The 20,251-nt window shown below is 45.4% G+C and carries 15 protein-coding genes and 1 riboswitch; of the genes, 6 read left to right on the top strand and 9 right to left on the bottom strand.

Annotated features, from left to right (window positions below):
* Positions 1 to 152: 152 nt before the first annotated feature.
* Complete coding sequence (locus ACWYU8_RS14990) at positions 153 to 1,640, bottom strand: coniferyl aldehyde dehydrogenase (RefSeq protein ID WP_457520457.1); 1,488 nt, start codon at positions 1,638 to 1,640, stop codon at positions 153 to 155.
* A 166-nt stretch (positions 1,641 to 1,806) separates the two neighbouring features.
* Between ACWYU8_RS14990 and ACWYU8_RS14985 the strand changes: the two genes are divergently transcribed.
* Complete coding sequence (locus ACWYU8_RS14985) at positions 1,807 to 2,850, top strand: AraC family transcriptional regulator (protein ID WP_457520455.1); 1,044 nt, start codon at positions 1,807 to 1,809, stop codon at positions 2,848 to 2,850.
* Positions 2,851 to 2,920: 70 nt separating this feature from the next.
* Here the strand turns inward: ACWYU8_RS14985 and mukB are convergent, their stop codons facing one another.
* The 4 genes from mukB to cmoM are packed head-to-tail and all read right to left on the bottom strand — an operon-like array spanning position 2,921 to position 10,224.
* Complete coding sequence (gene mukB, locus ACWYU8_RS14980) at positions 2,921 to 7,384, bottom strand: chromosome partition protein MukB (protein ID WP_457520564.1); 4,464 nt, start codon at positions 7,382 to 7,384, stop codon at positions 2,921 to 2,923.
* A 2-nt stretch (positions 7,385 to 7,386) separates the two neighbouring features.
* The gene (mukE, locus tag ACWYU8_RS14975; protein ID WP_457520453.1) at positions 7,387 to 8,112 is read right to left on the bottom strand and encodes a chromosome partition protein MukE; all 726 of its coding nucleotides are present in this window, start codon (positions 8,110 to 8,112) and stop codon (positions 7,387 to 7,389) included.
* Positions 8,093 to 9,430, bottom strand: coding sequence for a chromosome partition protein MukF (gene mukF, locus ACWYU8_RS14970; RefSeq protein ID WP_457520451.1), 1,338 nt, complete (start codon positions 9,428 to 9,430; stop codon positions 8,093 to 8,095). Before mukF ends, mukE begins: the two co-directional genes overlap by 20 nt.
* Positions 9,431 to 9,432: 2 nt before the next feature.
* Positions 9,433 to 10,224 carry a tRNA uridine 5-oxyacetic acid(34) methyltransferase CmoM gene (gene cmoM / locus ACWYU8_RS14965; protein ID WP_457520450.1) on the bottom strand — a complete coding sequence of 264 codons (792 nt, stop codon included), beginning with the start codon at positions 10,222 to 10,224 and terminating at the stop codon, positions 9,433 to 9,435.
* Positions 10,225 to 10,338: 114 nt separating this feature from the next.
* On the opposite strand from cmoM, the gene elyC reads away from it, so the two are divergent.
* Entirely contained in the window at positions 10,339 to 11,124 is a 786-nt protein-coding gene (gene elyC, locus ACWYU8_RS14960; RefSeq protein WP_457520448.1) for an envelope biogenesis factor ElyC, read from the top strand.
* A 97-nt stretch (positions 11,125 to 11,221) separates the two neighbouring features.
* Here elyC and torR read toward each other — a convergent pair whose 3' ends face one another.
* On the bottom strand, positions 11,222 to 11,929 hold the full coding sequence (gene torR / locus ACWYU8_RS14955) for a two-component system response regulator TorR (RefSeq protein WP_457520446.1): 708 nt from the start codon (positions 11,927 to 11,929) through the stop codon (positions 11,222 to 11,224).
* Positions 11,930 to 12,182: 253 nt separating this feature from the next.
* Here torR and torD point away from each other — a divergent pair, with 253 nt between their 5' ends.
* From torD to ACWYU8_RS14935, 4 genes are all read left to right on the top strand, one after another.
* A complete protein-coding gene (gene torD / locus ACWYU8_RS14950) occupies positions 12,183 to 12,830 on the top strand; it encodes a molecular chaperone TorD (RefSeq protein WP_457520445.1) in 648 nt (215 codons plus the stop codon).
* Between the two features lie 432 nt (positions 12,831 to 13,262).
* Positions 13,263 to 14,267 carry an HTH-type transcriptional repressor PurR gene (gene purR, locus ACWYU8_RS14945; RefSeq protein WP_457520444.1) on the top strand — a complete coding sequence of 335 codons (1,005 nt, stop codon included), beginning with the start codon at positions 13,263 to 13,265 and terminating at the stop codon, positions 14,265 to 14,267.
* Positions 14,268 to 14,533: 266 nt separating this feature from the next.
* Positions 14,534 to 14,622, top strand: a riboswitch (cyclic di-GMP riboswitch).
* Positions 14,623 to 14,738: 116 nt separating this feature from the next.
* The gene (locus ACWYU8_RS14940; RefSeq protein ID WP_457520443.1) at positions 14,739 to 15,329 is read left to right on the top strand and encodes a TfoX/Sxy family DNA transformation protein; all 591 of its coding nucleotides are present in this window, start codon (positions 14,739 to 14,741) and stop codon (positions 15,327 to 15,329) included.
* A gap of 176 nt (positions 15,330 to 15,505) precedes the next feature.
* Positions 15,506 to 16,186 carry a TVP38/TMEM64 family protein gene (locus tag ACWYU8_RS14935; RefSeq protein WP_457520442.1) on the top strand — a complete coding sequence of 227 codons (681 nt, stop codon included), beginning with the start codon at positions 15,506 to 15,508 and terminating at the stop codon, positions 16,184 to 16,186.
* Positions 16,187 to 16,357: 171 nt separating this feature from the next.
* On the opposite strand, the gene ACWYU8_RS14930 is transcribed toward ACWYU8_RS14935, so the two are convergent.
* From ACWYU8_RS14930 to glgC, 3 genes are all read right to left on the bottom strand, one after another.
* Positions 16,358 to 17,161, bottom strand: coding sequence for an alpha/beta fold hydrolase (locus tag ACWYU8_RS14930; RefSeq protein WP_457520441.1), 804 nt, complete (start codon positions 17,159 to 17,161; stop codon positions 16,358 to 16,360).
* Positions 17,162 to 17,286: 125 nt separating this feature from the next.
* Positions 17,287 to 18,759 (bottom strand): glycogen synthase GlgA, encoded by a 1,473-nt coding sequence (glgA, locus tag ACWYU8_RS14925; protein ID WP_457520440.1) that lies wholly within the window; start codon positions 18,757 to 18,759, stop codon positions 17,287 to 17,289.
* A complete protein-coding gene (glgC, locus tag ACWYU8_RS14920) occupies positions 18,749 to 19,966 on the bottom strand; it encodes a glucose-1-phosphate adenylyltransferase (RefSeq protein ID WP_457520439.1) in 1,218 nt (405 codons plus the stop codon). The genes glgA and glgC overlap by 11 nt, the downstream gene beginning before the upstream one ends.
* Between the last annotated feature and the right edge of the window lie 285 nt (positions 19,967 to 20,251).

The raw sequence follows: 20,251 nt of genomic DNA, 5'->3' as shown, positions 1-20,251 counted from the left end.
TTCATCCTTTGAATCAATATTGGTAAGTGAGGTGCAACCAAGCACGGTATTGGCAAAAATAGAGGGAGACGCAGCCTTATTGCCTTCTTATTGACTTACTGCCTAATAAGCCTTCTGCGTCCCTGCCAACAAAAAATACGTTATGAAACTTATTATTTATTTTTTAGCGTCGGATCTGGCTTGCCGACAAAAATTCGCAATATCAGCTTTTGAACCATTCTTCCGTACGGAGGAGTAAAAAGCTGAGTTGGAAACCAGTCTCTGACTTTCAAAACGGTGCGTGCATGGCTCAATTCTCTGAAACCTTCTTCACCGTGGTAATTACCTATTCCAGAATTACCCACACCGCCAAATGGCGCAGAGTGATTGAGAACGTGCCACCCCCAGTCGTTCACGGTAACACCGCCACTGTGCGTGCGTGTTAGCACGGTTTCACGCTGAGTTTCATCGTTAGTAAACAGATAACAGGCAAGAGGACGAGGACGCTCGGTAATGTATTGAATGACTTCATCAATGGATTGATAAGTATGAACGGGAAGCAACGGGCCAAAGATCTCTTCCTGACAAATACGCATATCAGTTGTCAGGTTGGTGGCGATATAGAGCGGTGTTTTACGCCCTTCCCCCTCGTCCATACATTGGATAATGGTCGCCCCCTTTTCGCGGGCATCACTCAACAGAGCATGAAACCGTTGATGCTGCGCCTCATCCACCAGAGAGGTGTAGTCCTTATTCGAACCTATTTGCTTATACATCGCTTGATGAGCGAGCTGCACGGCATCCACAAAAGCCTGCTGTTTACTCTCTGGTACAAAGGCATAATCCGGTGCAATGCAAATTTGACCGGAATTCATTCCCTTCCCATGTGCAATGCGATCCGCGGCTTTAGTGATATCGTAATCCTCAAATACGATTGCTGGAGATTTTCCGCCAAGCTCAAGCGTCACCGGGGTTAAGTTTGCCGCTGCATTCGCCATGATCGTTCGGCCACTTTTTGGCGAACCAGTGAAGATAAGATGATCAAATGGGAGGTGAGATATTTCCATCGCTTCGGGGTGACGGCCATCCACCACTCGAACCAGGTTCTCAGGATAGATTTCCGCTAACATCTTCTGCAGTTGAATTGTCGTAGCCGGACAATTAGGTGGCATTTTTATCATGCAGCGATTCCCTGCGGCCAAAGACGTGATCAGAGGACCAATAGAAAGGTAAATCGGGAAATTCCAGGGACAAATGATGCCAACCACCCCTTTAGGTTGGTATCGCACTTCCAGTTTATTGCCTTTGAATAGCAACTCGGTTGGTCTTTTACTCGGTTTCATCCAACCCTTTAAATGGCGCACGACGTGATTGATATCGAGAATCGGCGCAAGTATGTCTGCCATTAGCGATTCCGTATGGCTACGCCCGCCGAAATCCTCACTCATCGCTTCAGCCAAAATATCCTGATAACGAGAAAGTTGTTTTTTCAGCGAAAGTAATCGCTGTCTGCGGACTTCCAATGTTGCCAGCGGTTCTGCGTGATAGGCAGATTGAAGTTCAGCAAACCAAGCGGCCAGTTCACTCTTTACCGGAACGGATTCCGCCTCTATGTTCTGGTTGCACACGATTTCATCAGCGTGCGATTCCAATGCACTCATATCTGTCTCCCAATGTACAATTTATTAAATTACAACATATTGATAACATTAAACACAGGTTACAAACTGACAAAAACCGGTGATATTCGGACAACTTTGAGAAGGTAGTGACAGAATAGCACTCCAATAAGCGCTAGGATGATGCAGAATGTGAGAGGGGAATACGATGGAATACACCGCTGTGTACGAGCCAGACAAACAGGCTTTTGGCATCTTAGATTTACAGCTGCTCAAACGATATTTAGAGCCTGAGGTGAGCGTTGAGACATTGCTCGACGGCAGTGACATCAATGCCTCTCAGCTTTATGCACCGGATACTCATATCACCCTCACACAAAAGCTGGTCATATTTAATAACGCGCTTGCCCACGCAAAAGAGCCAGGATTAGGGCTTAAGGTCGGGCAACAGGCAAAATTCAGCGATTTCGGCGTACTTGGCTATGCGGTTTTGAGTAGCAATACCTTACTTGATGCCTTAGTGATGGGCTTTAAATATCTGCGTCTTGCAGGTCCGGTTCTGAAAAAGAAAATGTGGGTTGAAGATAACTTGGGTTATTTTCGTGCGGAGCAGTTAATTGATCTTCAGTCTCTGCTGCCTTTCTGTTGTGAGTACTGGTTTTCGGTCATTCAGAACTTGTGTGAAGAAGTGATGCAACACCCTTTCCCTTCAACGGTCATTCGCTTCCCTTATCCAGAACCAGAATACGCTGACTTGTATAAAGAGGTGTTTCACTGTGACATTGAATTCAATAGTGAGTGTCTTGAGTGGCAATTTGACGCCAGAAGCATCTACGAGCCGCTACCGGCAGCCAATCCGAGCACATTGCAATTGTGCTTGAAATCTTGTGATGAAATGCTGGCGAAAGTCTCTGGTAGTGCAAGCTTAAAAGACAAGATAACTCAGATGCTTGTCGAACGTCCTGGATGCTACCCGTCTAGTGAGTCTTTATCGGCAGAGCTGGGAATGTCCTCAAGAACGTTGAGCCGTCACCTTAAGTCAGAAGGTACCAGCTATCAGCAAATTCTCGACCAGGTTCGCTTCCGCTTAGCGCGCCATTATCTTGCTGCAACTCAGATTAGTATTGAGGAAATTTCTGAACGGATTGGCTTTTCGGACAGTGCAAACTTTCGTCATGCATTTCGCAAGTGGAGTGGCTGTTCACCAAGGCAATACCGCCAAACAAAATCGACAGAAACCTCTATGATTTAAACTGAAGATAAATCCAGCACTAAAAAAACGCCCACTAAAGTTATTAGTAGGCGTTTGTCTGTTTTAGAGATTAGGATTCCAGCTCTTCAACCATTTCCTGAGCTTCGCTCTTTGCTTTCTTGCTTTGACCAAAACCACGCAGGCCTACAACATGTACGTGTTCATGATCTTTAAACACCTTACGTACCAGTTTGTAGGTGGTACCTTTCTCTGGGCTGATGTTCTCTGGTGCGGCAATCAGAAGTTGCATGTCCAGACGGTCACACAATTCGAATAGCGTCGAGATAGATTTCGCATCCAGACGTGCCGCTTCATCAAGGAACAACAGACGACATGGAATAATGTCTTTACTACGCAGACGACGCGACTCTTCTTCCCAGCTTTGAACCACCATCAGTAGGATTGACTGACCGGTACCTATCGCCTCACCTGTAGATAGCGCGCCGGATTCCGCTTGCAACCAACCGTCAGAACCACGATTGACTTCGACACTCAGCTCTAAGTAGTTACGGTAATCCAGTAACTCTTCACCCAGAACCTGAGGAGAGCGTTGCCCCATGTCGATATGTGGGTTCACACGCTGGAACAGCTTCGCCATCGCTTCTGAGAAGGTAAAGCGTGTAGACTCAAACAAGTCTTTGTGTTGTTCCTGCTGAGTAGACAAACCGTGGAGTAGCACTTCATGGCTTTCACGGATTTTCACATTCAGACGCACACCTTTAACCTGACCGAACGAAATGTTCGACAAACCTTGGTTAAGCATACGAATACGGTTTTGCTCACGTTGAATCGTTTTCTTGATGATGCTTGCAGCCGACTCGGAACTGATTGCCAGACGGTTTTCGCGTTGAGTCAGCTCTTCTGTCAGACGCGCCAGCTCCACTTCCATCTCTTCGATCGCTTCCACCGGGTCATCAGTACGGATTATGTCCTGACGAATACGCTCACGCAGGTGCTGGTAAACAGCAATGTAGAACAGAACCTTACGCTCAGGACGAGAGTTATCTTCCGACAGGCGCAGTGCGTCACGCAGATCATCATTGTTCGCAACCGCTAAACGCAGCGCACCCAATGACTTATCCGACATCGAACGCAGTTCATCTGCAGACATGTACGCCAGCTCACGCTTATGAAGACGACGCTCAACATCGTTTTCACGTGCAAGACGAAGTACTGAGCACCAGCCTGCTTTTGCAGCGACCACAAAGGTACGAAGCTCTACGTAGTCTTTCTGAACTTTCTTCAGACGTTTCGCTAAGCCTTTCATCTCCAGGTCAGTAGCAGTGATAGTACGTTCGTATTCGCTCTTACGGCTGCGAGACGTATACAGACGCTCGTGCAGTTCATCACGGCGACGCATTGCGCGCTCTTCTGCACCTTCATCCGCGTTAACACCAAACTCTTGCAGTTCTTGTTTGAACTCCTGAACCGTTTCCAGTTTTGCTTGGTGTGAACTCTTCAGAGACGCCAATACCTGGTTGTATTGGTTCATCTGACCTTGCGCTTGTTTCAGTTCTTCACGAGAGCGAGAACGCATTTTCTCAGCCTGAACCAACTTAGATTTAAGCTGCTCACTCAATTCACTGCTCTGGTTCAGCAGATCCACCGAATCTGAATACGTAAAGTAGTGACGACGTTCCACCAGGTCAGCCAAAGCAAAGATTTGCTTTTTGAGTTCTTGTAGTTGCTCATCTGCCGCGTTGTACTCTGCTTCTAGTGCGTCGAACTGCTCTGGATCCGCATCCAGTGCTGAAGCAATCTTTTCAAGTTCCGCCACCGCTTTCGCATGATTGGTCAGAAACGCTTTCGCTTCTGACAGTTGGGCAATTTTTTCTTCCAACTCATCAAAACGCGCTTGCAGCGTATCGTCTTCAATCAATGCCATGTTTGGAGCGAGCTTGTCGAGTGACGATAAAGCTTGCTTGCTGGCTTGCAGTTGTGAACGATGTTGCTGTTCTTTCGATTCCAAATCAGCCAGTACACGAGCAGTTTGGTTGCGCTTTTCACGCACATTAGCCAATGCTTGTTCTGGGTCTGCTTCAAACGCCACTTGAATGTGGTGAGCCACAAACTGGTTAAACGCCTGGTACAGACGCTGCATCTTCTGTGAGTCGAATGCCGCTTTCGCGTGCTTCTCCACCACTTCTTCACGCTCATTGCGCAGCAGTTCTAAACGTTGTTCTCTCGCCGCACGGCCAAACAATGGAATTTCTGGCAAGCGCGAGTAACGCATCTGACGGTCGTTCATGCGAACGCATACTGCGCCTTCCAGTTCTTCCGCATTGAATGAGCTGTCATCAAAGGCATCAATGTCACCTTCAATGATGTACAAATCTTCAGGACAGTCATCCAGCTCTACCAGCTTCTCTTCGATACCAGACAGATCAGAAACCACAATAGCATGTCGAGCCGGCCCATACATCGCACTGAAGTATGGCGCGTCATCGATGGTGATATCGTCGTAGATTTCAGATAGCAATACACCGCCCAGCGTGTCCGCCAGACCTTTCAGACGTGGATCATTTGAACCACCCGGCGATGCCAGACGTTCAATTTCGCTTTCCAGTTGGGTGCGACGTTCTGCCAGTTTGTCTTTTGCCAGAGACAGTTCTTTCTCTTGCTCTAGAACCACTTGCATGTGAGTCATCACAGCATGGCGATCTTCTAACTCTGCACCGCTTTGCTCACGCAGTTTTTCTAACGCATCGTTTGCCGCAATCCAACTTGGGGCAATCGCTTCAAGTTTGTTAATTTCCGCTGCTGCATCTTGCTCTAAACGACGCTGTTCGCTGCGTTGTTCACGCACTTCTTCCTGTGTCATTTCCAGCGATTCAATCTGCATCGCGTGACGTTCACGTTCCTGTTCGAAAGTGATTTCGTCCGTTAGCTCAACATGGAACTGCTTCTGGTATTCATTTACCAGCTCACGAGCCTGACGCTGTTGGTTTAGACTGCGCTCAAGATCACGATGCTGTGCTCGCCACTGCTGCTCATTCTGAGCAATTTGCTGTGACTCGCGCGCTTTAGTCATCGCCGTTTTCGCCTGTTCAGATGCGTCTTTACGCTCAACTTGGCCAACGATGCTTTGTACCAGCTTCAATGCCGTTTCAAATTGCTCCGCCGCCGCAGACGACATGTCCAGCTTATGCTTAACAGACAATAGTGCGTTGGTACTTTCAGACTCTTTGTTCTTCAGTTCAGACACCAACGCTTGCGCGGATTCAGCTGTCAGACCGTCATCACCGAGTAGCAGTTTTGCTTTATCAAGTGCCTGAACCGCTTGCTGGTACTGAAGGGCGCGAGTTTGCTGAACATCCAGCGCCTGCTGGTAATCGGCAAGTTGTGTCTTAAGGCTGTCGACCTCTTCTTCAGAAACCGTCGCCTGTTCTTCAGCCAGCATCACGCGTTCTTGCGCTTCTTCAACGACCATCATTTGTTCTTCAAGACGCTCGCTGAGTTCTTCAAGATCTTCTTGGTAACGTTCAATCTTCTCTTGTTGGCGCAGCGCGTTTTGCACCAGTTGCAAGTGATCCGAAGCAGCTTGGTAGTCTTGCTCTAACGCTGATTCAGATTCGTTCAGAAGCTCTAGCTCTTCTTGTACTCTGTTGAGCAAGTTATTTTGCTCAATCAAGGTCTCGCGAGAACCAAATAGCTCAGAACGCAGCGACAGCGTTTGCTCTAGCTTATTGCGGCGATCGTTCGCATGGCGCATGTAGTCGGCTGCCACGTAGTTGGTTGACTCTGTGATCAAGTGTTTGAACAAATCACGGTCTGCCTGCGTGGTTTTGATGGCTTCCAGCGTCATACGGTTTTCGCGCAGTGCGGATTCCATATCCTGGAAGGCTTTCTTCACGCCACCGTTTTGTGGCAGAAGGTAATCACGTAAAGAGCGGGTAATCGCACTTGAGATACCACCGTAAAGTGATGCTTCAATCAAACGGTAGAATTTAGAACGGTCACCAGAGTTACGCAGTTTCTTCGGAATCACACCGAACTCAAACATTTGTGCGTGATAATCGACGATCGATGGGAAGGCTTTAAATTGGACGCCTTCCAATTCAGAGATAACGTCTTTAACTTCGTTGATCTGACGCACGCGGGCTTGTGTCGCAGAGACGCTTTCAACCAGCACATCCGTTGGTTTTACATGACTTGGAAGACCTTGGATAACGAACGGTTTGATATCGACTTTTTTATCACGGCCAGCAACCTGCTGCAGTTTTACCACAAACAGCAGACGTTGGTTACGAGAGTTCACCACATCCAGCGCGGCGTAACACGCGCCCGGTTGCAGCTTACCGTAAAGACCTTTGTCGCGAGACGATTGGCTACTGCCCGCTTCTGTGGTGTTACGGAAATGAAGTAGTGTTTGGTCAGGAATCAGAGCGGTGATAAATGCCGCCATTGTGGTTGATTTACCTGCACCGTTACCACCAGAAAGCGTGGTAACCAGACCATCGATATCAAACGTACGGGCAAAGAAGCCGTTCCAGTTGACCATGGTCAGCGATTGATATTTACCGCGTTCAATCATGCTCATGCTTCGCCCTCTTCTGTCATTTCTTCTTCAGTTTGATCTTCTTGGTCTTCTTCAGACAGCAGGCTACCCTGACTTGGCTCTTTGGTATGAACCACAGCTTCACCATCACGGATCAGACGCAACTGCGCTTCACGCATATCATCACCCACACGGACGTCAGCACCGAAACGAAATACGGCTTCACTGATACTAAATTTACCGGTTTCACCAATATTGATGATCATGCCAAGGCGGCGCAGACGGCGCAGCGAGGTACGAACTTTTTCGAATAACTTCTCTTTATCAAGATCTGAGCCTGTTGCACGGTTGGTTACCAACTTCATCAGCTTCTTCTCATCCGCGAGTGCAAGCATCTCGTCGTAAAGTTCCTGATTAGTGAAGATACCCTCATGCGCCAGACGTTCAGGACTGAGGTATAAGAAACACAATACCTTACCTACCAGCATGTCCAGCTCAGACAGGACACTACGGCCAATCAGAGAAGTAGAACGTGGACGAAGGTAGAAGAAACCTTCAGGCGCTTTCACCAGTTCGGTGTTGTAGCGCTGATAGAAAGAAGACAACTCAACTTCGAAATCACACAACAATGCGTGATTGTCTAGATCTTCAGTTGAGATATGACGCCCTGCTCGAAGCATGCTGTCTAGCGCTGGGAACAGAGGGTTAGAAATTGCTTTAGCCAGTTTATCTGGCATGTATTCATTAGTATCGGTCGATGACATTCGCTTGTACCTTTGCCCCAAATTCGTTGATTGATTTCCAGTCTGGTTGAATCGCTTGATAATCCGATTCTGAATAGCCAAGACGCACAGCCTGATCAACAATAATTCGAGCTAAATCAAAGTGATGAGTAAATGGATGTTGTGCTAGGTAATCTCTCAGCACCACGCTCAAGTCGATTGGTGTGCCCTGCTCTTTATGGGCTTTTAGCATGTCACCAATACGCTCTGATAACTCATCATTGACTTGTTGAAACTCTTCGTATTCCACTTCCATCGGAACTTGGCCGGTTACTTCGTCATCACGTAGTACCAAGGCTTCATCACGAAGGTCGGATAATCGCTCAGCATCTGCATAAGTCAGATACCAAGGCATATCAAAGTAATCTTTGATGGATTGACGCAAACGAGAACTGAACGCACGGTTCTTATCCATATCGATGGCGGTACGGATAAACTTGTGTACGTGTCGGTCGTAGCCAATCCAGAGGTCGATCGCTTGCTGACCCCAGCTCGTGATTCGGTCCAGCTTCATTTGCAGACCAAACAGTGCTTCTTCAATAAACTCAAGCTCAGGATCGCCATAAACAAGCTCCTGAATATCGAGGATCTGAGTTTGCAGCTCATCACTGGCCGCTTGCAGTGTATCTTGAAGTTCACGCAACGTACTGGACGTTTCGGACAATAACGCTTCACAGTTATTAATCGCTTCACGCCAGTCCTTGTTGAGCAGATCGGCAATTTGCTGTTTCACAGATTGCTGCTGCTCATCCATAACACGTTGGTTCAGATCAATCTGGTCGAAAATTTCGCCAACAGAATACTTAAGTACCCCATACACGTTTTTGTTCCAGTGACCCGGCGTGCCACCTTTTTGTGCCGCTTCAATCGCTTTTGCCATTTCGTCAGCAACCATCGATAGCTGAATAGAAAGGCGTAGCTTAGAAAACTCACGGTGACGTACGTAATAATCCGTGATACCTATCGCTAACGGCGACAAGCGGTAAATACTCGCACCGTCGGTCACTTCACTGACAAAACGGCTGATAAGACGCTGCTTAACCATCTCGTTAATAGCATTGTTTGCACGAAAAGCAGACGCTTCGCCCGTCTCATCAAAAAATCGAGTGACGATAGTGAATGCATCGTGCAATTCACCTTCACCCAATTCATCGTCAAACCTTTCATTACTTAATACCGCGATGGCAATCAAAAACGCCAGTCGCTCTGTGGTCAGGTTCAACGAGAAATCTTGCTGCTTTACCCAGCCAACCAATTCATCAATAGGTTGTTCTGCAGCATTGAGAGTCATCTCACTCATTGTTATTCCTGTTGTTCTTTCTTTTTGGCCCACACATGAATATAGCGGCCTAATGAGAGGTATGGCTCTTGTCTACAAAGTTGTTTTTCTAGCGCCAACACATCTTCAAACTGATAATCACCCATATTTTGCACATTCCCGATGTAATCACTGAATGAGCGAATACCAGACTTTCCACAAATACTGAAACCAGCATCTTCTATCCATTGATAGACTTCTTCTGGCTTCAATCCTTTTTGCGGCTGTAGTTTAAATCTTTTTCGGTGAGGCATGCCGTCCAAAATATGAGGAATGTTGCCACAAACCACGTTTTTGTAGACTAAACCATGGTGGTTGTAGAACATCACTGATGCAATACCCCCCGGTTTAACTTGTTCCAATACCGTTTCGAGTGCCATCTTAGGATCGACCAGCCACTCCATCACAGCATGAAACATAACAAGATCCACCTGGTTTTCCATGTGCTCGCCAATGGACTGTACCGGTGAATGAATCAGGCGATACTGCTCAAGCAAACCATTATTTTCAATATCCTGTTTGGCTAGTTGCAGCATTTCCGAAGATAGATCACATAAAGCAACACGATGTCCGAGCTTAGCAAGCTTTTGAGACATTTGTGCTAAACCACCACCTGCATCCAATACTTCAAGGGGTTGCTGCCCGGCGTCTAATTCACTTAGAATCTGTAGAAAATCTTCCCACACAATGATTTGGCGGATCTCTCCTTTGTCGGAGCCGTATATATTTTTTGCAAATTTGTGGGCGATATCGTCGAAATTGCGGTCTTCTGTCACTTCTGCTGAGTTATCATAACGGATTGTGCCGCTATTCTGGCACAAGGAAAGCAGGAATAAAGAGGGGTACCCTCATTTTTATTATCAATTGATGTTTTTTCGGACTATTTATGTATGTTTGAGCTGAAAAAAGTAATGTCAGCCTTGCTGATGCCCCTACCAGCACTGTTGCTGATAGGCTTCTTGGGCCTTGCTCTCATTAGTTTTACCATGAAACGTAAAACTGGCTGCTTCGTTGTATTATTCTCTCTAGTTGGCATTTTCCTTGTAGCCTTCCAACCTGTCTCAACTAAGCTTCTTATGCCTTTAGAGCGTGAGCACAAAGCATTTCTGCCAGTCTCTGGCACAATCGATTACGTCATGGTATTGGGAAATGGCCACGTTATCGATGACGAAATTCCACCGACTTCTCAGTTAAGTCGTGCCGCACTGATGCGTCTCAGCGAAGGCATTCGTATCTTGCGCATGTACCCTGGCGCAAAGTTGATTTTATCTGGCTATGACGGTGGTTCCGAAATCAGTCATGCACGTATGATGGCGAACGTTGCTCTAGCGCTTGGTGTGGCGAAATCCGACATTATTTTATTAGAAGATGCGAAAGACACCTGGGAAGAAGCTCGGCAGGCTGCAGCGTTTGTCCAGCAAAAGGAAATCGTTTTGGTTACCTCTGCCAGCCATATGAGCCGCGCACTGTATGAATTTAATGCAGCAGGTATTAGACCGATCCCGGCGCCGACCAACTTCCTGGCGATTGAAGAAGTGAACCAAGCTTGGGATAAATACTCACCAAAGGCTCGTTACCTAGAGCAAACAGAACTTTTCTGGCATGAATATCTTGGCAGCATCTGGCAACGCCTGCGAGACACCGTTGGTGAGACTCCGATGGTAGAGCCTCAGTAGCGAATGCATAGAGTGCATTACATAAGGTAATTTAGCGGAACAAAAAAGGAGAGCAGATTCAGTTGCTCTCCTTTTTCTTGAGCTTTTCTTTTTGGTATTAATCACCGGCAAACATGTAGCCTTCTCCATGAACCGTGACAAAAATTTGTGGGTTCTTGGGATCATATTCCATCTTGGCGCGCATACGCCGAATTAAGACATCAATGGTACGGTCATTAGGCGCATCCACTCGATGACTGATCATATTCAAAATACGTTCACGACTTAGGACCTGATTCGGGTAAGAGGATAACGCCACCAAGAGCTCATACTCTGCTTTAGTGAGTTTAACGGGCTCGCCACTGCGACTCAAAGCGCGGCGTTGGATATCAAATGTCCACTCACCAAAACGGACAATGTGCTGTTCGTTGGTTTCGCATGACTTCGAACCATTCTGTGCGGTCGAAATTCGCCACAACAGATTTTTAACGCGAACCAATAACTCTCTGAGTTCAAAAGGCTTTGTGACATAATCGTCCGCCCCCATTTCAAGGCCAACAATTTTGTCGATACTATCCGTACGTGCTGTGACTAATATGATACCAATATCGGATTGGCTACGTAATTCACGCGTAAGCATCAGGCCATCTTCACCCGGCAAGTTGATAGCCAGCATAATCAGGTCAATATCACCCGCTTGCAGTGTTTCACGCATTTCTGCGCTGCTCCCTGCCTCACTAACGGTGTAGCCTTCGTTTTGGAAGTATCCCGCCAGCTTACTACGCGTGACAACATCATCTTCTACGACTAATACGTGATAGCTCATTTACACCACTTTCCGTCATTTGCTTATCCAAGATGTATTCTATTCATAACTATTCACATTTCTAGTCACTGGCAGATTTAAAGGCAAGATTTCACGCTTTTTTTGATTCAAAACAAGCTTGCGAAACGTCATTATTAAACGGACATAATTGGCCAGAAAACATCATAGTTGTCGTTATTAATTGATTACACTTAAAGGACATCCGTTAGTGATTTTATGATGCGACACATAAAACATCATTGAGGAGCCTGGAATGCAAGAAGTGAAAGCTTTTAATGAAAAACGCGCCGAAATTTACTGGTGGTTTTCTAGCTTGTTTGTCAAAGAACTGGCAGACAAAGAGCTGGAAGCTTACCACAGTGTTGAAATTCGGAGTTTTTTAGCTGGCTTAAGTGAAAATGACACTCTAAAACCTTCAATTGACGTTCTGGTAGATGCACTGAACCGATTACAAAACCGTAAAGATGCCCAACTCGCACTCGCCGCCGACTTTTGTGAACTGTTCTTAAAAACAGAAAAGTATGGGGCTCCGCCTTATGCTTCCCTGTACATTTGCGAAACAGGTTTACTGAATAACAAATCAACACAAGAGATGGAGAAGTTGATGGCTGATTTCGGCGTACCAATTGACGATAAGCTTAACGAACCTGCCGATCACTTAGCCGTAGAACTCGATTTTTTAGGCAGCATGATTATCCGTTCCAATGAGCTCGAACAAGAAAAACATATGGAACAAGCCTTCTCAAATCAGAATGATTTCATCGAACGTCAACTCTTATCTTGGCTGCCACAATTTGCAGCAAAATGTCAGCAAATGGATGATTTCGGTTTCTACGCAAGCGTCGCGCAACTATTAGTTGCATTTTGCAAACTAGACAGCGCTTACCTTCTTGGTGAATAATTGCCACCAATGATTGGGAGCCTATTTTCGCGCTCCCCAATTTTTATTCGTTTGCCCTTCATTGAGTCCCATTGCTTGCTTTTTTAGCAATCAAAATGTGACATAAAAGACACAAATCTGCTGCTGAAGTCATTGCCAGCCAACCCACATAGGGCTAAAATGTGAACGCAAACGATTAAATATGATTTTTATGTAAACCGCTGAAATAAAGCGGTTTTTGTGTTTTCTTACTAGGTTGACGTTCTCTTCTTCGCTCAGAGAAAGACGATAATATTCATCAACCGTATTGCTACAGACCTTCTACCGTTTTCGGAGCTGTCACTGCGAAACAGATTCAGCGTACACGTTTATGCGGCACTAAGTTTACAAAAGGCACTCAGTAAAAGGTTTTATACTCCAAGGTATATTAGTAGCTCGATACAGGACACCTTTATGGCCACTATAAAAGACGTTGCTCGATTAGCCGGCGTTTCTACTACTACAGTTTCGCACGTCATCAACAAGACGCGTTTTGTTGCAGAAGCAACTCAAGAAAAAGTAATGAAAGCAGTTGATGAGCTCAATTACGCACCGAGCGCAGTTGCTCGTAGCTTGAAATGTAACTCAACTCGTACCATCGGAATGTTGGTAACTCAATCGACTAACCTATTCTTCTCAGAAGTTATCGATGGTGTTGAAAGCTACTGTTATCGTCAAGGTTACACTCTGATCCTATGTAATACCGGTGGTATCTACGAAAAGCAACGCGATTACATTCGAATGCTGGCTGAAAAGCGTGTGGATGGGATTTTAGTGATGTGTTCAGACCTGACGGAAGAACTAAAAGAGATGCTTGACCGTCATTCTGATATTCCAAAAGTGGTCATGGATTGGGGCCCTGAGAGCTCACAAGCCGACAAGATCATGGATAACTCAGAAGAAGGCGGCTACATCGCAACTAAGTATCTGATTGACAACGGTCATACTGATATTGCCTGCTTAAGTGGTCACTTCGAAAAACTCGCGTGCCAAGAGCGCATTATGGGCTTCCGCCGAGCAATGGCAGAAGCGAATATACCCGTAAACGAAGATTGGATTCTTGAAGGTAACTTTGAATGTGATACCGCGGTTCTGGTTGCTGACAAAATTACCGCAATGAAAAAGCGTCCTACCGCAGTATTCTGTTTCAACGACACAATGGCTTTGGGCTTAATGAGTCGTTTACAACAAAATGGCATTAAGATCCCGGACGATGTTTCCGTGGTTGGTTATGACAATATCGAATTGGCAGAATACTTTTCTCCGCCACTTACGACCATTCACCAACCGAAACGCCGTGTTGGTAAAAATGCATTCGAAATTTTACTTGAACGCATTAAAGACAAAGAGCACGAGAAGCGCATTTTCGAAATGCAGCCAGAACTGGTCGTTCGTAATACAGTGAAAAAGCTCAATTAATTGGCAACAAGCGCTCTCCGGAGCGCTTATTTTTTGTCTCAACATAAGCCTTTTACTCAATAACGCTACGACTAAAAGTTAAATGTTTGGTAAGTTGCTGTTTTAGCTGCGTGTAGTCCTTTTCTCACACCCATACCTCTCGTTGAAAAACCTTTGCCCAAGATATGAACACCAAGACATAATCTTGATTAATTTTCCTGAACTAACATCACACTTCATTCGCTAGAATGTGATGTTAATTCAAGAGACAAAGTATTCTCGACAGGTCACGCACAGGGCAAACCATCCGAAAGGGTGGGACGCAAAGCTTCCGGCCTGAACCATTTGATTAATGGAAGGTAGCGGGGTTACCGATGGCAAATATACATATGATGAGTTTACCCTTTAATGACATTGTTCCTGTATGTATTTGCTAACCTCTCGGACCTGACTTTTGGTGGCGTAATGTTAATTACACCGAGATAACACATCATGGATAAACCGATACTCAAAGATTCTATGAAGCTATTTGAGGCACTTGGTACAATCAAGTCGCGCTCAATGTTTGGTGGCTTTGGACTTTTCGCTGATGAGACGATGTTTGCACTGGTTGTGAATGATCAACTTCACATCCGAGCAGACCAACAAACTTCATCTAACTTCGAGACGCAAGGACTCAAACCCTACGTATATAAAAAGCGTGGGTTTCCGGTCGTTACTAAATACTACGCGATTTCCAATGATTTATGGGAATCAAGTGAGCGTTTGATAGAAGTAGCGCAGCAGTCGTTAGCACAGGCCAAATTAGAAAAAAAGCAACAAGCCAGTACTAAGCCGAACAGATTGAAAGACTTGCCCAACCTGAGGCTGGCTACCGAGCGAATGCTAAAGAAGGCGGGTATTGAATCAGTAGAGCAGTTAGAACAGAAAGGCGCTCTAAGCGCCTATAAAGCGATACGTGACTCACATTCTGCAAAGGTAAGCATTGAGCTGCTTTGGGCCTTAGAGGGCGCAATTAACGGCACTCATTGGAGCGTCGTTCCCCAGTCTCGCCGAGAAGAGTTGAAAAATGCGCTTTCTTAACAGCTTTTCTGATATTAGTTTTAAAACCGCAGCTTAGTCTGCGGTTTTTTTTGAAATTTTTTTAGACCTTAACCTGTCTATTAGTCTGTAAAACATACAATAGTTAGCAGGTCCCTTTCCTCCCAAATGGTACCTGTTAACGTTTTAGAGAAAAGTAACCCAACTGGAGTACGATTATGAACAGAAAACTCATTTTTGGGTTAATACTGCTCTTAACGGTCATTCTTTTAGCCGTTAACTTTGGTCAGAACTTAACATTAGAAAACGCTAAATCTCAACAAGAGGCACTGAATGCCTATATCGAACAAAATTTTATTATTGCAACGACCCTCTATTTCTTGGCTTACATCGCTGTCGCAGCGTTCTCTATTCCCGGTGCAGCAGTCGTTACTCTATTAGGTGCTGCTCTATTCGGTTTTTGGATAAGCTTAGTTTTGGTTTCGTTTGCCAGTACCATAGGCGCAACCCTTGCTTTCCTGAGTAGCCGATACCTATTAAGAGACTGGGTACAAACCAAGTTCGGGAAAAAGCTCACAGCTATCAACCAAGGTGTTGGAAACGATGGCTCGTCCTATCTGCTTTCATTACGTTTGATTCCCGTCTTTCCTTTTTTCCTGATCAATTTATTGATGGGATTAACTCCGATGAACGTTGGCCGTTTTTATCTCACGAGCCAAATCGGTATGCTCCCAGGGACGGCCGTCTATCTCAATGCAGGGACACAATTGGCCAATATCGAAAGCTTGTCAGATATCGTCTCACCTGGTGTGTTAGCTTCATTTGCTTTGCTGGGACTGTTTCCTATCATTGCCAAATGGGTGATGAAGAAAGTAAGACCAAAGGCTCTAGGTAGTTAAGGGGATAGGCCCTGGATCCTAGATCCTAGGATTGCTCGCTGGAACTGCGGTGCTTTGATTAAACGTTGGTATTTGTTGTATGGGGATACAGAGCGCTTCGCTTACAGAAAACTGAGTACAGAAAGAGAGCTCCCCCTAGGGCCTAAAACCTAGGACCTAGAACCTTATAGATTAAACAACTAAACTTTGTTGCTTGATGAACTCAATCGAGTGCTGATTGAAGTCTTCCGGACGTTCTACATTACAAACATGACCGCAATTTGGGATTTCGAGCAATACACTCAGTTTATGTGCCGCAACCATCTCTTTCACTGGCTGGATGAACATATAATCCCTGTCCCCCATCAGGTAGAGCGTTGGAATTTCTAATTCCCGGTCTTTAAAGTACTTCATCAACGGGTTCACATCTGACGCCAAAATAAACCAGCGCTTAAACTCTTTTTGGCAAAGCTTTTTAGCTTCTCGAATAAACAAGTGACGAGACTCTCGTTGATTACGCTGTGGCATCACGATATAGGCGAACAGTTTATACAGCCACATGTACGGCAAGATATGTTTGCCAAAGTTACCCAGCTTTACCAGAATTTGTGAGCGAATGTTGAGACGAGTCACCGCCCCACCCAATACCATTGAATTAACCCGCTCAGACGCCAACTCTGCAATATTTCGCACGATGATCGTGCCTAACGACATCCCGACAAAGTGAGCCGATTGGATTTTCAGATGATCCAATACTTTTAAAATGTCTTGTGTAACTTCAGTAAACGTATAACGACTCGTCATCAGCTCTTTTAACAACTGATTTGACTTGCCGTGTCCTCGCAAATCAATCAACAACAAATTAAAGTGCTGCTTATAAGCTTTAATTTGCTTAAACCAAATCGAAGAACTGCCACCAGCACCATGCACAAAAACGACCCACTCGTTACTGGTAGGGTGCAAATAGGTTTTATGGAAAAGTAGTGGCTGAGTCATATACCAAAGTAAAAAACAAGTTTATCAATTGAGTGAGGTAATCCTACCACACTCCGCCCACTCTAGATAACTAAGGCACCTTTACCGGTGCCTTTTGTTACAATTTTAGGTTAGCTTAAATGGCATCAATGCGGAATAAACAGCTTTAACGCTGAGTGGTAAAGCTGCAAATATTCTTCCGCGGCCTTTCGCCAGCAGAAGTCTTGCTGCATCGCATGGAGCTGCACTCGCTTCAGTTCAGCGTTATCTTGAATATAAAGCAGTAGAGACCTGAGCATAGCTAACAGCAACGCTTGCGGTGTTGGCTCATAGAAGACAAACCCCGTAGCATTAGAAGGGTCAGAATCATAGTCATTGACGCTGTCTTTCAGGCCTCCTACACCGCGCACAATAGGCAAGGTGCCATAAGCCATACTATAGATTTGATTTAAACCACATGGTTCAAATTCAGAAGGCATCAAAAAGAAATCGGACCCAGCCTCAACTAAGTGAGCTAGCTCGTTATCATAAGCTTCAACAAAGACAAATTTGTTAGGGTACTCAGCCGCAACATCACGCACCTGAGCAGCCAGAGAAGGATCTCCCGTTCCGACCAAAACAAGTTGTACATCGTGTTTGAGGAAATCCGCCAATGCAGGCAGCAAATAATGCAGCCCTTTTTGCATAGTAAGACGACAAACCATACCAAACATCGCACAATCTGATTCAGCTAACTGTAACCTTTGTTGCAGTGCAGTTTTACACGCTTTTTTGCCTGCCACCATGCTGTCGAAGTTTGCCTGGTAGTTAGATGGTAGGTAACTGTCTGTGTCAGGATGCCACGCCGAGTAATCACAACCGTTGAGAATACCGACTAAGTCGTGCGCTCGCTGCTGAAATTCCCAGGACATTCCGTGACTGCCTAACTCTGTTTTCAATTCTTCAGCATAGGTAGGACTCACGGCATTAATTTTATCAGCATTCATCACGCCCGCTTTCAGCATTGAGATGTGAGTTGAACTTACTGCGGCATCGTGAACGCTTCGGCTCTGAAACTCTGGAAGGCATTGCACATCATCGTAGCTGAACACACCTTTGAACACTGCGTTATGGATAGAAATCACACTGTGTGTATTCACGAAATATGGATCTGAACCATAGCGGTGTTTCAACAAAAACGGAACAAGTCCTGTGTGCCAGTCATTGGCATGCACGATATCTGGTCTGAAATCCAGTTTTGGTAACATATCCAAACACGCAGCACTAAAGAAAGCAAAACGCTCTCCGTTGTCCGGATAAGCTTGGTTATTTTCCGCGTACATAGATGGGCGATTAAAATATGGCTGGCAATCTATCAAATAGACCGGCACATCACCGAGAAAAAGCCTCAATACTCGATATTCTGTATGTGGCCATGATGTTAATTGCGTCTCTAACAAGACCTCAGCATCAGCCAAGTTTTTAATACCATTGTACGCTGGAATGGTAATTCGTACATCTTGCTGAAGTTGGTGAAGAGCTTCAGGCAGTGCCTTGGCAACATCTGCCAAGCCACCACTTTTGATCAATCCTTCGACTTCAGACGCTACAAACAGAATAGATAAGTTGTTAGTAGCCAACTCTTGCTCCTTTAGGAATGACGACAATACCGTCATCTGACACATGGAATAACTTCTTATCTTCTTGAAGATTTACCCCAATTTGAGTGCCAGGTGCAATATCAGCGTTTTTGTCCACGATTACTCGACGTAAAACACAGCCTTCACCGATTTTAACGTCACCAAGGAGTACACATTCGCTGATATCGCAAGCAGATGCAATATTACTTCTAAAACCAAGCACAGATTTTTCTATTCTAGAGCCACGAATGTAGCTGCCGCTACAGACCAGACTATCGATAATCTGCACTCGACCGTTGTCGGAATCGGTAAACGTTGCAGGTGGTAACGGTGGATAGTAGGTATGCAGTGGCCATTTACGGTTATATAACGAGAACGGTGCATCTTTCGCTAGCAAGTCCATATGGGCTTGCCAGTACGAGTCAATAGTACCGACATCACGCCAATACACTTCTTCCTTCTCACCGGTAATATGGTTGGTGCTAAAGTCGTAAACATACACATCACCACGAGGGAACATTTTAGGGATAATATCCTTGCCAAAATCATGCGAAGACTCTTCATTATCCGCATCTTCTATCAGTTCAGAAAACAGAATCTCGGCTTCAAATACATAGTTCCCCATCGACACCAGTGCAAAATCAGGGTCCCCTGGTATCGATTTTGGATTTGCAGGTTTTTCTTCGAAGCCAATCATACGACCTTCGCTATCAACCTCAATCACACCAAACTGGGATGCTTCACTCAGCGGCATACGTAAAGCAGAAACCGTCAGTGACGCACCCTTCTCGGTATGGAAGTCCAGCATCTGTTTGATATCCATTTTGTATATGTGGTCAGAGCCGAATATACAAACTTGATCTGGTTCAGATAGCTCCATAAAACGTAAGTTTTGATAAATGGCATCGGCTGTACCTTCATACCAGCGCTTACCAGTGCGCATTTGCGCCGGGATTGGGTCAATGAAACGATCCGTTATCCCACTAATATTCCAACCTTTCTTTAAGTGATAAAACAGAGATTGAGATTTAAATTGAGTGAGCACATAAATGCGCATCAAATCCGCATTCACGAAGTTGTTCAGCGCAAAGTCAATCAGTCGATAGCTACCGCCAAACGGTACTGCAGGTTTACTACGAGATTCAGTTAAAGGTCTCAAACGAGAGCCTTCACCACCAGCAAGAATCATTCCCAATACACCAGCCATTGTTGTTCTCCATATCGTTATAGCTTGGAATGGATGTCCACCTGATCGAATGTAAATTGGGGTATCAAGTGAACATTATTTTAGTCCGTATTTGGCTTCTCTGAGCTCTTGTCATGCGGACATAATAGATATGGCATTTATCTCTATGCACAATATCTTAATCTAAGGCGTACTTACTTTCTTAATTCGCACTCGACGTCATCCCGAATTGGGGTAATAACGGCAAAGGCGTTTTATTACGGTGAAGGGAATACCGTGTGTTCTCACCCTAGCTCTGCTCGCAAA

The sequence above is a fragment of the Vibrio limimangrovi genome (assembly GCF_054064025.1).
This window is presented reverse-complemented; position numbering and strand designations above follow the sequence as displayed.

What these genes read in the sequence shown, in the direction of transcription:
- ACWYU8_RS14990 (WP_457520457.1), bottom strand. Translation starts at nt 1,640, where the DNA reads ATGAGTGCATTGGAATCGCACGCTGATGAAATCGTGTGCAACCAGAAC.
- mukB (WP_457520564.1), bottom strand. Translation starts at nt 7,384, where the DNA reads ATGATTGAACGCGGTAAATATCAATCGCTGACCATGGTCAACTGGAAC.
- ACWYU8_RS14930 (WP_457520441.1), bottom strand. Translation starts at nt 17,161, where the DNA reads ATGACTCAGCCACTACTTTTCCATAAAACCTATTTGCACCCTACCAGT.
- elyC (WP_457520448.1), top strand. Translation starts at nt 10,339, where the DNA reads ATGTTTGAGCTGAAAAAAGTAATGTCAGCCTTGCTGATGCCCCTACCA.
- ACWYU8_RS14940 (WP_457520443.1), top strand. Translation starts at nt 14,739, where the DNA reads ATGGATAAACCGATACTCAAAGATTCTATGAAGCTATTTGAGGCACTT.
- ACWYU8_RS14935 (WP_457520442.1), top strand. Translation starts at nt 15,506, where the DNA reads ATGAACAGAAAACTCATTTTTGGGTTAATACTGCTCTTAACGGTCATT.
- torR (WP_457520446.1), bottom strand. Translation starts at nt 11,929, where the DNA reads ATGAGCTATCACGTATTAGTCGTAGAAGATGATGTTGTCACGCGTAGT.
- ACWYU8_RS14985 (WP_457520455.1), top strand. Translation starts at nt 1,807, where the DNA reads ATGGAATACACCGCTGTGTACGAGCCAGACAAACAGGCTTTTGGCATC.
- glgC (WP_457520439.1), bottom strand. Translation starts at nt 19,966, where the DNA reads ATGGCTGGTGTATTGGGAATGATTCTTGCTGGTGGTGAAGGCTCTCGT.
- torD (WP_457520445.1), top strand. Translation starts at nt 12,183, where the DNA reads ATGCAAGAAGTGAAAGCTTTTAATGAAAAACGCGCCGAAATTTACTGG.
- mukE (WP_457520453.1), bottom strand. Translation starts at nt 8,112, where the DNA reads ATGTCATCGACCGATACTAATGAATACATGCCAGATAAACTGGCTAAA.
- purR (WP_457520444.1), top strand. Translation starts at nt 13,263, where the DNA reads ATGGCCACTATAAAAGACGTTGCTCGATTAGCCGGCGTTTCTACTACT.
- mukF (WP_457520451.1), bottom strand. Translation starts at nt 9,430, where the DNA reads ATGAGTGAGATGACTCTCAATGCTGCAGAACAACCTATTGATGAATTG.